12 protein-coding genes are annotated in these 14743 nt (G+C 63.0%); 6 read left to right on the plus strand and 6 right to left on the minus strand.

All coding sequences use genetic code 11. The features are described 5' to 3' along the window. Positions 1–13: 13 nt before the first annotated feature. The 3 genes from IV500_RS13640 to IV500_RS13650 are packed head-to-tail and all read right to left on the minus strand — an operon-like array spanning position 14 to position 2960. A complete protein-coding gene (locus IV500_RS13640; RefSeq protein ID WP_196397360.1) occupies positions 14–2311 on the minus strand; it encodes a heavy metal translocating P-type ATPase in 2298 nt (765 codons plus the stop codon). A gap of 51 nt (positions 2312–2362) precedes the next feature. Beyond that, positions 2363–2593, minus strand: a complete 231-nt coding sequence (locus IV500_RS13645) for a heavy-metal-associated domain-containing protein (RefSeq protein ID WP_196397361.1) — start codon at positions 2591–2593, stop codon at positions 2363–2365. Between the two features lie 31 nt (positions 2594–2624). After that, entirely contained in the window at positions 2625–2960 is a 336-nt protein-coding gene (locus IV500_RS13650) for a metal-sensitive transcriptional regulator (RefSeq protein WP_196397362.1), read from the minus strand. Between the two features lie 235 nt (positions 2961–3195). Between IV500_RS13650 and IV500_RS13655 the strand changes: the two genes are divergently transcribed. The 4 genes from IV500_RS13655 (at position 3196) to IV500_RS13670 (ending at position 8092) form a co-directional block, all read left to right on the plus strand. After that, on the plus strand, positions 3196–4125 hold the full coding sequence (locus tag IV500_RS13655; RefSeq protein WP_196397363.1) for a GNAT family N-acetyltransferase: 930 nt from the start codon (positions 3196–3198) through the stop codon (positions 4123–4125). A gap of 191 nt (positions 4126–4316) precedes the next feature. Then, positions 4317–5747, plus strand: coding sequence for a gamma-aminobutyraldehyde dehydrogenase (locus IV500_RS13660; protein WP_196397364.1), 1431 nt, complete (start codon positions 4317–4319; stop codon positions 5745–5747). An 81-nt stretch (positions 5748–5828) separates the two neighbouring features. Further along, positions 5829–7190 (plus strand): 4-aminobutyrate--2-oxoglutarate transaminase, encoded by a 1362-nt coding sequence (gene gabT, locus IV500_RS13665; RefSeq protein WP_196397365.1) that lies wholly within the window; start codon positions 5829–5831, stop codon positions 7188–7190. 71 nt (positions 7191–7261) lie between these two features. Beyond that, positions 7262–8092, plus strand: a complete 831-nt coding sequence (locus IV500_RS13670; protein ID WP_196397366.1) for a universal stress protein — start codon at positions 7262–7264, stop codon at positions 8090–8092. Positions 8093–8124: 32 nt separating this feature from the next. On the opposite strand, the gene rarD is transcribed toward IV500_RS13670, so the two are convergent. Then, positions 8125–9141: an EamA family transporter RarD gene (gene rarD, locus IV500_RS13675; RefSeq protein ID WP_230854961.1), complete on the minus strand. Its 1017-nt coding sequence runs from the start codon at positions 9139–9141 to the stop codon at positions 8125–8127. A gap of 146 nt (positions 9142–9287) precedes the next feature. Here rarD and IV500_RS13680 point away from each other — a divergent pair, with 146 nt between their 5' ends. Together IV500_RS13680 and IV500_RS13685 are read left to right on the plus strand one after the other, a co-directional pair. Beyond that, positions 9288–10781, plus strand: coding sequence for an FAD-dependent oxidoreductase (locus IV500_RS13680; RefSeq protein WP_196397367.1), 1494 nt, complete (start codon positions 9288–9290; stop codon positions 10779–10781). An 86-nt stretch (positions 10782–10867) separates the two neighbouring features. Further along, positions 10868–12415 (plus strand): amino acid permease, encoded by a 1548-nt coding sequence (locus IV500_RS13685; protein WP_196397433.1) that lies wholly within the window; start codon positions 10868–10870, stop codon positions 12413–12415. A 188-nt stretch (positions 12416–12603) separates the two neighbouring features. Here the strand turns inward: IV500_RS13685 and IV500_RS13690 are convergent, their stop codons facing one another. Together IV500_RS13690 and IV500_RS13695 are read right to left on the minus strand one after the other, a co-directional pair. Next, positions 12604–14118: a catalase gene (locus IV500_RS13690; protein WP_196397368.1), complete on the minus strand. Its 1515-nt coding sequence runs from the start codon at positions 14116–14118 to the stop codon at positions 12604–12606. 39 nt (positions 14119–14157) lie between these two features. After that, positions 14158–14667 carry a Fur family transcriptional regulator gene (locus IV500_RS13695; RefSeq protein WP_196397369.1) on the minus strand — a complete coding sequence of 170 codons (510 nt, stop codon included), beginning with the start codon at positions 14665–14667 and terminating at the stop codon, positions 14158–14160. Positions 14668–14743: the final 76 nt, after the last annotated feature.

Genomic DNA, 14743 nt, shown 5'->3' on the forward strand with positions numbered 1-14743 from the left:
GTACTTGTCAGTATTACTTGCCGAACCGCCGCAGCCGCAGGGAATTGGTGACCACGAGCACCGAGCTGGCGGCCATGGCGGCGCCGGCGATCATTGGATTCAGCAGTCCCAGCGCTGCGACCGGGATGCCGATGGCGTTGTAGAAAAAGGCCCAGAAGAGGTTCGTCTTAATGGTCCCGAGGGTTTTGCGGGAGAGTTCGATGGCCTGCGCCACTTGGGCGAGGTCATTGCCCATTACGGTCAGGTCCGCCGCCTCGATCGCGACATCTGTGCCGGATCCCATGGCGATGCCCAGATCAGCCTGCGCAAGCGCTGCTGCATCATTGACGCCGTCGCCTGCCATCGCCACCGTGGCGCCTTCTGCCTGGAGACGCTTGACGGCGTCGACCTTGCCTTCCGGCAGTACGCCGGCATAGACATCCTCCGGCGCGATGCCGACGACGGCGGCCACCTGGGCTGCGGCGGCGGCGTTGTCTCCGGTGAGCAGGATGGGCCGCAATCCCAGCGTCTTGAGCCTGGCAATGGCGGCCGCCGATCCGTCCTTAATGGTATCGGCAAGGCTGATGATGCCCTCCGGGGTTCCGTCCACGGCCACCCAGATGGCTGTGGCGCCGGTCTGCTCCGCGCTGAGCAGTGTTTTCTGCTGGGAGTCAGTGGTTTCGATCCCGTTTTCCCTCAGCCATCCTGCCCGCCCGGCCACAACAACGTGCCCGTCAACCGTGCCTCGGACGCCGCCGCCGGGAGCCGATTCGAACCCCTTCACCGCAGCGCGGCCCGCTCCAGCTGGCCGTCCTTCCGCGGCCGCCGCCGCGATGGCGCGGGCGATCGGATGTTCGCTGGCCGATTCGATGGCTCCGGCCAAACGCAGCACCTCGGCTTCCCCTCGCTGACCCAGTGTCACGATGCCGGTGACGGCGAGTTTGCCTTGGGTGACGGTGCCGGTCTTGTCCAACAGAATGGTATCGACCGTGCGGGTGTCTTCGAGAACCTGCGGGCCCTTGATCAGGATGCCCAGTTGGGCGCCGCGGCCGGTCCCCGTGAGCAGGCCGACGGGAGTGGCCAGGCCGAGGGCGCAGGGACACGCGATCACCAGGACGGCGACGGCGGCGGTGAAGGCGCTTTGGATGTCGCCGCTGAGCAGCAGCCACAGGATAAATGTCAGGATGGCGAGGCCGAGCACGATCGGTACGAAGACGGCACTGATCCGGTCCGCCAACCGGGCGATGGGCGCCTTGCCGGACTGGGCCTGACTGACCAGACGCCCCATCTGGGCCAGCGTCGTTTCGCTGCCCACGCGGGTGGCCTTGACCAGCAGGCGCCCGGAGGTATTAATGGTGGCGCCGGTGACCGTGTCATCCACGTCCACGTCGACCGGCATCGATTCTCCCGTGATCAGGGACGCGTCCACCGCGGACCGGCCCTCGACGACGATGCCGTCAGTGGCGATCTTTTCACCTGGCCGGACGACAAAGATGTCCTCTGCCACGAGGTCTGCGGCTGGAACGCTGACCTCGGCGCCGTCGCGGATCACCGTGGCGTCTTTAGCACCCAGACTCAGCAGTGCCTTCAGTGCGTCGCCGGCCTTCGCCTTGGCCTTCGCTTCCAGGTAACGGCCCAGGAGCAGGAAGGTGACAACTATCGCGGCGACCTCAAAATACAGTTCCGCATGGCCGCCCATTTCAGGGTGCGCAGTCATGGTCGGATCCGCCGTAAGCATGACGGCGGAAAATAGGTAGGAGGCCGTTACGCCCAGGGAAACCAGGGTGTCCATGGTGGAGGAGAAATGCCGGGCGTTGATGGCGGCGGCGCGGTGAAATGGCCAGGCCGACCATGTCACCACCGGCAGGGCCAGCAGGCCTACAACCCAGCCCCAGTTGGGGAACTGCAGGGGAGGGAACATTGAGATCAGAAATACCGGCACGCTGAGCACCGAGGCGAGTATCAGCCGCGGCCGTAATTGCGCAGCCACGCTCACAGCGGGTTCCTCCGCCGCTCGACCAGGGACGCCCGCGGGCGCGTAGAGATCCGGCATCGCGCCGTCGTCGTCCGCTGCGCTCGCCCTATCAGGCAGGCCCTTCAGCGTGGCCTTGTAGCCCGTGGCGTTGACGGTGTCGAGGATCTGCTGATCGCTCACGCCCTCCGGAACGGTCACCCGGGCTGACTCCAGCGGCAGATTCACCGCCGCCTGCACGCCGTCGAGCTTTCCGAGTTTGCGCTCCACCCGGCTCACACAGGAGGCACATGTCATGCCCTCAATCTCCAGGTCAATGACCCGGCTGAGCGGCTGGTGCAGCAGTTTTTCGGTGCTCATGGCAATTCCTCCGGAGGTGGTGGCTCGTTTGCGGCTGGGAGAAGCAGTTGGTTAGGCGTCGTTGGCGACGACGAGGTAGCCGGCCTCGGCGACCGCCTCGCCGATCTCCTCCGGCGAAATTGTCAGGTGGGAGATCACAGTGGCGGTGGAGATCCCCTCGGCGGCCAGATCTATGGTGACGTCGTCGACGCCCTTAAGCGAAGTGAGTTCTTCCGTAACGGCCCGGACGCAGTGTCCGCAGGTCATGCCGGAAATGCTGACGGTAGTGGTAATGGCATTCATGATGGTTCTTTCCTGTCGGTAGCGGTAGCAACTAGCGCAAAAGCCGCCCAATGGCGTCGGTGGCTTCCTTGACTTTTGATTGGACAATCTCCGGATCCCCGGTTTTGTCCGACTCGCGGGCTGCGCCCACGACGCAATGGGCTATGTGGTCTTCGATCAGACCGAGGCTCAATGCGTGGAGCGCCTTATTGATTGCGGCCGCCTGTGTGAGGATGTCGATGCAGTATTTGTCCTCGTCCACCATCCGGGCGATACCGCGGACCTGGCCCTCAATCCGTTTTAACCGGCGCAGATATGCATCCTTGTCCGTGGTGTAGCCGTGGTCAAGGTGTTGGTCGGCCGTCTCGCTGATGGTGGTGTCGCTCATGATGGTTCCTTCCCTGGGCTTCGCTTATATAATATACCCCTTGGGGGTATATATCCACGGGTTCGTATTGCGGCAACGTAATTCATGTCTTACGGTTTAGCTCAGACGCTGATGCGTCCCAAGAGACAAGGAGGATTTGCCGTGCTGATCTGTCTTCCGGCGCTTCTCCCGCTGGCTCTTCTGCGGCCTGGACGGGGATGAAGCGCCTCCGCTTTCTTGTGAAGGACGCTTTTCCATGTTTCGACCTTCGATCAGTGCCGACCTCGGCACCATTTTAACTTTCGCTGCTGCCGGGCCCGTGGGGTGGATTGATGCCGGGCGGTATCGGCGGGAACTAGCCACGAATAACTACCGCGACCATTGGACCTGGATCGCAGAGGTCAACGGAGTCCCCATTGCCCGGGCGATTTGGTGGGCACCTTCCGGAGCCAACCATCCTGCCGCGCTTGATTGCCTGTTGGTAAAGCCTTCCGTCAGAGAACCTGAGGAGCTCGCTGCGGGGCTGCTCAAAGCCGCGCATGTCGCCTTCAAGGCAGCGGGGGCGACGGTATTGCCCGACTATACAATCGACGTTGCCGTCGGGTGGCACGAGGACCCGAGGGCGAGGGAAGCCGTAGCATGGCGCCGGGGCGCCGCGCAGTCCGCCGGGTTGAAAAGTTTTATTGAGCGGGTGAATTTTGAATGGACCCCAGGAAACGTCCTGCCTGTTCCCGCCCATGAGCTGGACTATAGGTCCGGAACGGATCAGGAGTTTAAGGACGCGTTTGCCCGCGCAGCCGAAGGTAGCCTGGATGCCCAGACCAAGAGGAATCTGGCGGTCATGGGACCGGACGGACAAGCGCAGGACGATTTGGACTTCTATCTCTGCCTGCCGGGGGACAGAGCGGCCTGGCGACTGGCCTTTTTACCATCGGGGGCTCCCCTCGGATTCATCATCCCGACGCGCACGGCCTACGATGCGTCCGTGAGCTACTTGGGGGTCTATCCGGGCCAGCGTGGCCGTGGATATATCCATGAGCTGCTGGGTGAAATCACCCGCGTACACGCAGCTTCGGGTGCCCCACGGATTGTCGGGACAACCGACTTGGCTAATGCACCGATGCTGGCTGCGTTCGAGCGGGCCGGCTACCGCATTATCAAGCGCCGCCTGGTGCTGACCGCCTAGAATGCGGCTGGACCACTCGTAGGCCACCGGCCCCTTGCACGTCTGAACCGGTCTTGGATGATCGCACTTAACCCGCCCGGACCAATCGTGCAACCGTCCATTCACGCCCTTTACCGCGTAGCCTAGTCTCAACATAGGTCCAGCCGTACAGCCGGACGGCGGAGACATCCGACAGGAGAGGCAAGCACATCGTGGTTCACACCTTGCAGAACTTTATTAACGGGCAGTTTGTGCCCGTGATGGGCTCGGATTCGATCGAGGTCGTCAACCCGACCAATGGCGAGACCGTTGCCCTTGCACCTATCTCCGAGCAGGCCGATATAGCCGCGGCCATGAGTGCTGCGGCCACTGCCTTCCAGACCTGGCGCCGGACCACCCCGAGGGAACGCCAGTCGTTGCTGCTTCGGCTTGCCGATGCGATGGAGGCCCGCAGCGCCGAATTGGTGGAGGCACAGCACCGCAATACCGGACAGGTGCGCCAAATGATTGCTGATGAAGAGGTGGCGGCCGGCGCGGACCAGCTCCGCTTTTTCGCCGGCGCAGCGCGGCTGCTGGAAGGCAAATCCGCCGGTGAGTATATGGACGGGTTTACCTCCTTTGTGCGCCGCGAGCCGGTGGGCGTCATTGCCCAGGTGACGCCCTGGAATTACCCGCTGCTGATGGCTGTCTGGAAAATTGGTCCGGCCTTGGCCGCGGGGAACACCGTTGTCCTCAAGCCCAGCGACACGACTCCCGAAAGCACCCTGGTGCTCGCGGACATTGCCAAGGACATTCTGCCGGCCGGCGTTTTCAACGTGCTGTTGGGCAATGGCGCAACCGGGGCAGCCATGGTGGAGCATAAGATTCCTGCCATGGTGTCCATTACGGGCTCCGTGCGGGCCGGCATTGCCGTGGCAACGGGGGCAGCCGCCGGAGTGAAGCGGGCGCATCTGGAGCTCGGCGGCAAGGCTCCCGCCGTGGTCTTCGCGGACGCGGACCTGGGCAAAACCGCACAGTCTATCGCCGAATTCTCCTTCTTTAACGCCGGTCAGGACTGCACGGCCATTACCCGCGTTCTGGTCGAAGAATCTGCCCACGATGAGCTGGTGACGGCGCTGGCGACAGCGGCTCAAAGTCTGGAAACAGGCAATGAAGATGAATCGAAGAACTACTTTGGTCCGCTGAACAACGTCCACCATTTCAATGCAGTATGCAAGGTTGTGGAGAACATTCCGGAGTACGCGACGGTGGTGACCGGCGGCAAACGTGTGGGGGACAAGGGCTTCTTCTTCGAACCAACGGTGGTGGACGGCGTCCGGCAGACGGATGACATTGTCCAGCACGAAACTTTTGGCCCGGTCATCACGGTTCAGACGTTCCGGACCGAAGAGGAAGCCGTGGAGCTGGCCAATGACGTGGACTTCGCCTTGGCTTCCAGCGTCTGGACCAGCAACCATGGAACTGCGATGCGCGTCTCCCGGGATTTGGATTTCGGCGCCGTCTGGATCAATACGCACATCATGCTGACGGCGGAAATGCCGCATGGCGGATTTAAGCAGTCCGGTTACGGCAAGGATCTGTCGATGTACGGCGTCGAGGATTACACCCGGATCAAGCACGTCATGAGTGCGCTGGACGCTTAGTTTCGACGACGAAGACGACGACGGCTGGCTGCGCCGGGCGTGCCCCAGACTTATCTAAAAAAGCGTGAGAAAGAAGAAAAAATGGCGGAGATTCAGTACCGGTTGGAGCAGAAGCGGCAGATCCTGGGGGAATTCCCGGGGCCTAAATCCGCAGCATTGACGCAGCGGCGCAAGGCCGTGGTGGCGGCCGGCGTGGCCTCCAGTGTTCCGGTTTACGTCGCGGACGCGGACGGAGGTGTGATCGTCGACGTGGACGGCAACTCCTTCATTGACCTCGGCTCCGGCATTGCGGTGACCAGCGTGGGCGCGTCCGATCCCGCCGTCGTCGGCGCAGTTAAGGACCAAGCCGGGCATTTCACGCACACCTGCTTCATGGTTACTCCTTATGAGGGGTATATCGAGGTCGCGGAAGAGCTGGCAAGACTGACCCCCGGGGATCACGAGAAGCGCACGGTGCTGTTCAACTCCGGCGCCGAGGCCGTGGAAAACGCCGTCAAGGTGGCACGGCTTGCGACCGGCCGGGACGCAATTGTCGCCTTCGACCATGCGTATCACGGCCGAACGAACCTGACCATGGCGCTGACGGCAAAGGCGATGCCGTACAAGGCAAATTTCGGTCCGTTTGCCCCCGAGATCTATCGGGTGCCAATGAGCTACCCCTATCGTGAAGAAACCGAGATCAAGGGCGAGGACGCCGCCCGCCGCGCGATCAGCATGATTGAAAAGCAGATCGGTGCGGACTCCGTGGCGGCCATCCTGATCGAACCGGTCCAGGGCGAGGGCGGCTTCATTGTCCCCGCGGAGGGGTTCCTGCCCACGCTCGCTGCCTGGGCCAAGGAAAATGGCGTCGTCTTCATCGCTGATGAAGTACAGTCCGGTTTCTGCCGCACGGGTACGTGGTTTGCGTCCGAGCACGAGGGTGTGGTGCCGGACATCATCACGATGGCTAAGGGGATTGGTGGCGGCCTGCCGCTGAGCGCCATTACCGGCCGCGCGGAGCTGCTGGACGCGGTGCATCCGGGCGGCCTCGGCGGCACCTTCGGCGGAAATCCAGTGGCCTGTGCCGCGGCACTGGCTGCGATCGGCAGCATGCGCACGTTCGATCTGAACGCGCGCGCGCAGCGGATTGAAAAGATCGTGATGGACCGGCTCGGTGCGCTGGCGGCGGAGATGGGCGACGGCGGCATCATCGGCGAACTGCGCGGCCGCGGTGCCATGCTGGCCGTCGAACTCGTCCGGCCGGGCACCGCGCGGACCACCAAGGAACCCAACGCCCAGGCAACCAAGGCCGTCGCCGCTGCGTGCCTGCAGGCCGGCGTCGTCATTCTGACGTGCGGCACCTATGGAAACGTGGTCCGATTGCTGCCGCCGCTGGTCATCAGCGACGAACTCCTCAAAGACGGGCTGGATGTGCTGGTGGAAGCGATCCGCGCCAACGTCTGACGCTGCGGGTAGAGTCTGTGCTAACTGGTCGGCAGCGCAGATGCCGGCAACCCTAGGTGAGGGGTCTTTTGATGCGGTATGTAGTTGGATACACGCCAAATGAAAGCGGCGCGGACGCCATTGATCTGGCGTCCGTCATTGCCCGGACCCAAGGGGCACGTCTGGATCTGGTGTATGTGGTCGGGGAGCGGGCCGCCACCGTCCAGAATGCGGAGGCGGTCCAGCGGGACGCGCTCGACCTCGTTCCCGAGGGTGTGCAGGCCCAATTCCACGTCCGGCATTCGGACTCCTACGCGAGCGGGTTGATTGAGGCAGCTGTTGAATACTCGGCCTTGCTCATAGTCGTCGGCGCCGCCCGCAGCGGGCTGTTCAAGCGCTTCACCGTCGGCAGCGTGGCTAATGCTCTTCTGCACGCCTCGCCGGTGCCGGTGGCACTTGCACCGCGCGGCTATCAGCGCACAGAGCCGCTCACCCGGCTGACCGCCATGGTGGGGACCCGGGAGGGCTGGGAATCGGTGACGAATGTGGGAATCCATGCGGCGGACCGGCGGCATCTGCCGCTGCGCCTGGTCTCCCTCGTCGAGCTCGATGAGCTGACGCAGCGCCGTTACGAGCTGGACAATGCGCTCAGCCCAGCGCGCCAGCATGCCAATACCGTGCTGACCGAGGCCGCGCAGCGACGCTCGGGCGGGTCAACAACGGTAACTCTGGCGCACGGCCGGACCATCGAGGAAGCGGTCGATAGCCTGGGCTGGGAGGACGGCGAACTTGTCATCGTGGGGTCCAGCCGGCTGGCGGAACGCCGGAAGCTGTTCATGGGCGCAACTGCCAACAAAATCCTGCGTGCGCTGCCGGTGCCGATGGTGGTTGTTCCCCGTGAATACGAGCGGATCGATGACTAGCTTCTGATGCAGTCAAGGACCGGGCCGGGTGCTCAGTCCCGCGGAAGGGGCTGGGCCGCGGCCGGCATTAGGGAGCGGGCCCGGCGCAGGCTCCGGCTCTGTCCATAATTGCGGAGCATATCAACGGTAAGCAGCACCAGTGCCAGCCAGACGATGCAGAAGCCGATCCACCGTTCCGGGCCCATCTGCTCGCCGAGCACAGTGATGGCAAGTATGAATTGGATGACCGGGGTAAAGTACTGCAGCAATCCGATGGTCGTCATCGGGAGCCGGCGGGCAGCAGCCCCGAAGAACAGCAACGGGACCGCAGTAATAATTCCGGATGCGGCCAGCAGCCAGAAATGCCCCGCGCCGAGGGTGCCGAGCGTGTCCTGTCCGTTGAGCGAGAGGACGATCATAACGACGGCGGCGAACGGGGCCAGCACCGCGGTTTCAATGCTCAGGCTCGACGCTGCATCGACCCTGGGCCCGACCCGCTTCTTCATAAACCCGTACAGGCCGAAGCTGAAAGCCAGGACCAGAGCGATCCAGGGCAGTCGGCCGTAGCCGATTGTCAGGACGACGACGGCGGCAAACCCGACGCCGACGGCAGCCCACTGCAGCGGGCGAAGCTTTTCTTTCAGGAAGATGACGCCGAGCAGCACAGAGACCAACGGATTAATGAAATAGCCCAGGGACGCCTCAATGGCCTGGCCGGTGGTAACGCCGAATGTATAGGTCAGCCAGTTCACCGCGATCAGTACGGCGGCAACGGAGAGGTTGCCCAAAACCCGTTTGTTCCGTACGGCCGCGATCAGCTGCGGCCATGCCTTGGTAACAGTCAGCAGAAGGGCGCAAAACCCCAGCGACCAGACAACCCGGTTGGCCACAATTTCGACAGCGCCGGCGGGGATGAGCCAGATAAAGTAAACCGGCAGCAGACCCCAGATGCTGTAGGCACCCATCCCGAAGAACACCCCCGAGGTGGAGTCGCTTCGCGGTGCACGCCGGGGTGTGGAAGCGCCGGGTACGGGGTTGAGGGCACGGTTGCTGGCAGACACAAGTTCCATAACATCAGCTTTCCCGACAGTATTCCGCATCACGTCTTTGGTCCGCAGGTGAAACAGCCATTTAGACTGGTAGCTGGTGGCCATGGGGATGTCCCTGCGCCACGAAGCCTCGCTCTTGCTGATCGATCGTTTGGAAGGACTCTCCTGTGTCTAACTCGGCAGCCGCCCGCCCTCTCCGGGTGGCCATCATTGGTTCCGGCCCGGCCGGCGTCTATGCCGCCGATATTCTGACTAAGTCCCAAGAAGTGCGCGGCGGCGACGTCGCGGTCAGTATTGATCTTTTTGAGTCCTACCCGGCTCCTTATGGTCTGATCCGCTATGGTGTGGCTCCGGATCATCCCCGTATTAAGGGGATTGTGAATGCCCTGCATAAGGTCCTGGACCGGGGCGATATCCGCTTTCTGGGCAATGTCACCTACGGCCGGGATCTGACGTTGTCCGATATCCGCCACTTATACGATGCCGTCATCTTCTCCACCGGCGCCATCAAGGACTCCGGTCTGGACATTCCGGGCGTGGAGTTGGAGGGTTCGTTTGGCGGGGCGGATTTTGTGTCCTGGTATGACGGGCATCCGGATGTGGCGCGGGAGTGGCCGTTGGAGGCTAAGGAAGTTGCGGTGATCGGGAACGGCAATGTTGCTTTGGATGTGGCGCGGATGCTGTCCAAGCATGCCGATGATTTGTTGGTGACCGAGATTCCGGACAATGTGTACCGGGGGTTGAAGTCTTCACCGGTGACGGATGTGCATATTTTTGGCCGGCGCGGGCCGGCGCAGGTGAAGTTCACGCCGTTGGAGCTGCGGGAGTTGTCGCATTCGAAGGATGTGGACATTGTCCTGTATCCGGAGGATTTTGTCTTCGACGCGGCCTCGGATGAGGCGATCCGGACGAATAACCAGGTCAAGACCATGGTGAACACCCTGACGAACTGGCTGGTGGAGGAGCCGTCGCATGCGCAGAAGCCGGCGTCCCGGCGGCTGCACCTGCATTTCCTGCACAGTCCGGTGGAGATCACTGGGGTGGATGGGAAAGTCAGCGGGATGAAGTTTGAACGTACTGAGCTGGACGGCAGCGGGCGTGCGCGCGGCACCGGTGAAATTGTTCACTATCCGGTCCAGGCCGTCTACCGGGCCATCGGCTACTTCGGCTCAGAGCTTCCCGAGGTGGGCTTTGATGCCACGCACGGCGTCATTCCCAATGACGCGGGCCGGGTGCTGGATGCAGACGGAAAACCGGTTCCAGGCATCTACGCCACCGGCTGGATCAAACGAGGCCCCGTCGGCCTGATCGGCAGCACCAAGGGCGATGCCTTGGAGACTATCGGCTGCCTGCTGGAGGACCGCCTGAGTTTGCCCCGGGCCGGGAAGCCGCAGGAGCAGGCCATCATTGATCTGCTCGAATCCCGCGGCGTGCAGTACACCAGCTGGGAAGGCTGGCTGAAGCTGGACGCGCATGAGGCAGCACTGGGCGCCGAGTACGTTCGGGCCGACGACGCAGCCAGCCTCGCCGGGGACACCGTCGGCAAGCGTCCACGGGTAAAGGTGGTGCCGCGGGAGGACATGGTTTCCATTTCGCGCGGTACATCGCCGGAATCAGTCCTCGGGACGTCCCCGGGGACTGAGGGTTGTCCCACTATCTGAGACTGTGATGGCGTCCGGGCGGGCGAAGCAGATGCGGGTTCGGTATCGTGGTTGGGTCCCTTTGGCCCCAACCTCGACGGATGTCCATGAATTTACTGCGCACAAAGTCCATTGAAAGCTCCCTCCGCGATGCCCAGGAGCCCGGGCGGACACTCAAACGCTCGCTCAATACCTGGGACCTGATGATCATGGGAATTGCCGTGGCGGTGGGTGCCGGCATCTTTTCCGTGGGAGCCAAAGCCGCAGCACATAACGCAGGCCCGGCCGTGACCGTCAGCTTCATTCTGGCGGCGGTCACGTGCGCGTTGGCCATCATGTGCTACGCGGAGTTTGCCACCGCAATGCCCGTCACAGGCAGCGCGTACGTCTTTACCTACGCCACCATGGGGGAGCTGCTGGCCTGGATCATCGGCTGGAACCTGATTCTGGAACTGCTCATGGCCGGCTCGGTGATCGCTAAGTACTGGGGGGTCTACCTCAGCGACTTCCTGCAGGCCGTTAATATTGATATCCCCGCACAGCTGCACTTCGGAGCCCTGACCCTCTACTGGGGGCCCTTAGTGGTCGTCGCCGTCTTCACCACGGTCCTGGTATTAGGTACCAAGCTCTCTGCCCGGGTCAACAGCGTCTTCACCATGATCAAAATAGCGATCGTTGTCTTCGTGATCGTGGTGGGATTCTTCTTCGTCAAGGCGCAGAACTACACACCCTTCGTGCCCGCGTCCGTGCCGGCGCCGGCAACGGGCGGTTCCTGGACCGAGCAGCCGTTCCTGTCCTTCCTCAGCGGCGCCAACCCCGCTATGTACGGTTTCACCGGCGTGATCTCCGGCGCCGCGCTGGTCTTCTTCGCCTTCATTGGTTTCGACGTGGTCGCCACCAGCGCGGAGGAAGTCAAGAACCCGAAAAGGACCCTGCCGCGCGGCATTTTTGCGGGGCTGGCGGTCGTCACGGTCCTGTATATCCTGGTCACCTTGGTGGTCACGGGCATGGTTTCCTATCAGGACCTGGCCAAGGCCACGGATCCGTCCCTGGCAACCGCGTTCCATCTGGTCGGAGCGGACTGGGCCGTCGTCGTCATTTCGCTCGGTTCCCTGATTGGCCTGACGACGGTGATCATGGTGCTCCTGATGGGTCTGGCCCGAGTCACCATGGCGATGAGCCGGGACGGCCTGCTCCCGCGTGGGCTGAGCAAGACCTCTGCCAAGCGCAGCACTCCTGCACGTACGCAGATCATGTGCGGCACACTGGTGGCGCTGCTGGCCGGCTTTACCCCGGTGGATCTGCTGGCCGAAATGATCAACATCGGCACGTTGTCCGCGTTCGTGATGGTCAGCCTGGGTATTCTGGTGCTCCGCCGCAAGCGTCCGGATCTCAAACCATCCTTTCGGGTACCGTTTGGCCCTGTCATCCCGGTGGCCTCCGCCCTGCTCTGCATCTACCTGATGTTTAACCTGGCGACGCTGACCTGGGTCTTTTTCGGGATCTGGCTGGTTCTCGGGCTGGCGATCTACTTCTCTTACGGAGCGTGGAATTCCCGGCTCGGCAGGCAGCTCAAGAGCGCGCGGTCCGGCGGAGAACTTTACAGCGCTTCGGCGGAGGCCGACGCCGACGACAAGGTCTCCCTCGACGCCTGAGGCTCTTGTGCCGGTGACTTCTGCGTAGAGTTGGGCGCTACGGATGCGCAGGGATGCATCCGGCGCATTGTCCGGCGCCAACGCTGCGCAGGTTTACGCGGCTTGCTGCGGATCAACGCGTGCGGACAGAGAAAGGGCGGGTTCCCGGTATGGGAGCCCGCCCTTTTATGCTTGGTGCCGGATGGAACCTAGTACTTGATGGCCGCTTCGGAGGCCGAATTAGTCTCTTCGCCGGCGCCCAGATTAGCGCGCAGCTTGGCTCCGAGATCCGCGTCTACGCTGGTCCAGTAGCCGATTGCACGCTCCTTGATGCCGGCGTCCTTGACTCCGCCCACAGCGCCGGTGATGGTGTCCAGGAAACGGGCCTTGGCGCCGTCGTCGAACACCTCGCGGTACATGGTGCCGGCCTGGCCAAAGTCGCTGTCCTCGGCGTGCAGGGAATGTGCCGAGAGCGTCAGTGCGCCGTCGTTTTCCCAGCCGCCACCGACGGTAGCCGGCTCAACGGCAGCTGCCCCGCCCTTGGAATTGGGGGCGTAGTTCGGGGTGGACGCATCGTTGAACGTGTAGCGCGCCGCGCCGTTCTGGCTGTAGTTGTGCACCTGGTTCTTCGGCGCGTTCACCGGCAGCTGGGCGTGGTTGGTTCCTACGCGGTAACGGTGCGCATCCGCGTAGGAGAAGATACGGGCCTGCAGCATCTTGTCCGGCGAAGCTGCAATACCCGGTACGAAGTTCGACGGCGCGAACGCGGCCTGCTCGATCTGCGCGAAGTAGTTCTCCGGATTCCGGTTCAGCGTCATGGTCCCGACCTTGACCAGCGGGTAATCAGCGTGCGGCCAGACCTTGGTCAGGTCGAACGGGTTGAACCGGTAGTCCTTGGCATCGGCGTACGGCATGATCTGTACGTGCAGATCCCAGGAGGGGAAGTTACCGGCATCGATGTTCTCGTACAGGTCCCGGATGTAGTAGTCCGAGTCGGAGCCGGCCAGGCGCTCGGCCTCATCGCCGGTCATTGCGTTGACGCCCTGGTTGGAGCGGAAGTGGTACTTGACCCAGAACCGCTCGCCGGCGTCGTTGATCCACTGGTAGGTGTGTGAGCCGTAGCCCTGCATTTCACGCCAGGAGGCGGGCAGGCCGCGGTCGCTCATCACCCAGGTGACCTGGTGGGCGGACTCGGGGGAGAGGGTCCAGAAGTCCCACTGCATGTCGGCGTCGCGCAGGTTGGAGCCGGGAAGACGCTTCTGGCTGTGGATGAAGTCCGGGAACTTGATGCCGTCGCGGATGAAGAACACCGGAGTGTTGTTGCCGACCAAGTCGTAGTTGCCCTCGGTGGTGTAGAACTTCGTGGAGAAGCCGCGCGGGTCCCGCCAGGTGTCGGGAGAGCCAGCCTCGCCGGCCACGGAGGAGAAGCGGGTCAGCGTCTCCGTCTCCACGCCCTGCTGGAACAGGGCAGCTTTGGTGTAAGCAGAGACGTCTTCGGTGGTCTTGAAGGTACCGAAAGCGCCGCCACCCTTGGCATGCACGATGCGCTCCGGGACACGCTCGCGGTTAAACTGGGCCAGCTTTTCGACCAGATAGTGGTCCGTCAGCGCGATGGCGCCGTCGGCACCGGTTGACTGGGCATGCGCGTCACTGACGACGGGGGCACCGGACTGGGTGGTGGAATGCGGCGTCGTGGAAGGGGTAGTTGTGGAAGGGGTAGTCATATCTCTCCTTGATAGTGGTTCGGGTTGGCTGAGGAAAAATCAGTGGGAGGCAGGCGCGGGGGCAGGTGCCTCGACCAGGCCGGCCTTGGCCGCGCAGTCGCTGCACGTTCCTTGGTACAGGACGTCCGCGATGACGATGCGGCCGATGGTCGCGCCGGCGTCCAGGCCCGGAGTCAGGCAGGGAGCATGGCCGACGGCGCAATCCACGTCTTCGATCCGCCCGCATCCGGTACAGATGGCATGGTGATGATTGTCGCCGGTCCGGGTCTCGTAGCGGGCCGCGGAGTTGGGCGGCTCGATGCGCCGCAGCATACCCAGCCCAGTAAGGTCCGCCAGTACCACATAAACGGACTGCAGGGTGATGTTTGCCAGCTCGGCACGGACAACGTCGGTAACGGCTTCCGCCGTCGCATGCGGAGAACGGGCGACGGCGGCCAGCACGGCGAGCCGCTGTTTGGTCACCCGGCGGTCGTGGGAATGCAGCTGCTGCTCCCACTGGTGCTCCGCTGTAGGTCCGGAGGTCCACTCCGTCGTTGTGTCCGTGGTCATGGTTTTAGTTAACCACTTATTCTGAGTAATTCACAATAAGCATTGCTGCCGGGCGCGCAGGAGCGTCTGCCGGCTG

Origin of the sequence: Arthrobacter terrae (assembly GCF_015708085.1) — a bacterium.
Taxonomy (GTDB): domain Bacteria; phylum Actinomycetota; class Actinomycetes; order Actinomycetales; family Micrococcaceae; genus Arthrobacter_M; species Arthrobacter_M terrae.

Excerpts from the sequence above, each read along its gene's own strand:
- IV500_RS13640 (WP_196397360.1), bottom strand. The coding sequence starts at position 2,311 with ATGAGCACCGAAAAACTGCTGCACCAGCCGCTCAGCCGGGTCATTGAC.
- IV500_RS13645 (WP_196397361.1), bottom strand. The coding sequence starts at position 2,593 with ATGAATGCCATTACCACTACCGTCAGCATTTCCGGCATGACCTGCGGA.
- IV500_RS13650 (WP_196397362.1), bottom strand. The coding sequence starts at position 2,960 with ATGAGCGACACCACCATCAGCGAGACGGCCGACCAACACCTTGACCAC.
- IV500_RS13655 (WP_196397363.1), top strand. The coding sequence starts at position 3,196 with ATGTTTCGACCTTCGATCAGTGCCGACCTCGGCACCATTTTAACTTTC.
- gabT (WP_196397365.1), top strand. The coding sequence starts at position 5,829 with ATGGCGGAGATTCAGTACCGGTTGGAGCAGAAGCGGCAGATCCTGGGG.
- IV500_RS13670 (WP_196397366.1), top strand. The coding sequence starts at position 7,262 with ATGCGGTATGTAGTTGGATACACGCCAAATGAAAGCGGCGCGGACGCC.
- rarD (WP_230854961.1), bottom strand. The coding sequence starts at position 9,141 with ATGGAACTTGTGTCTGCCAGCAACCGTGCCCTCAACCCCGTACCCGGC.
- IV500_RS13685 (WP_196397433.1), top strand. The coding sequence starts at position 10,868 with ATGAATTTACTGCGCACAAAGTCCATTGAAAGCTCCCTCCGCGATGCC.
- IV500_RS13690 (WP_196397368.1), bottom strand. The coding sequence starts at position 14,118 with ATGACTACCCCTTCCACAACTACCCCTTCCACGACGCCGCATTCCACC.
- IV500_RS13695 (WP_196397369.1), bottom strand. The coding sequence starts at position 14,667 with ATGACCACGGACACAACGACGGAGTGGACCTCCGGACCTACAGCGGAG.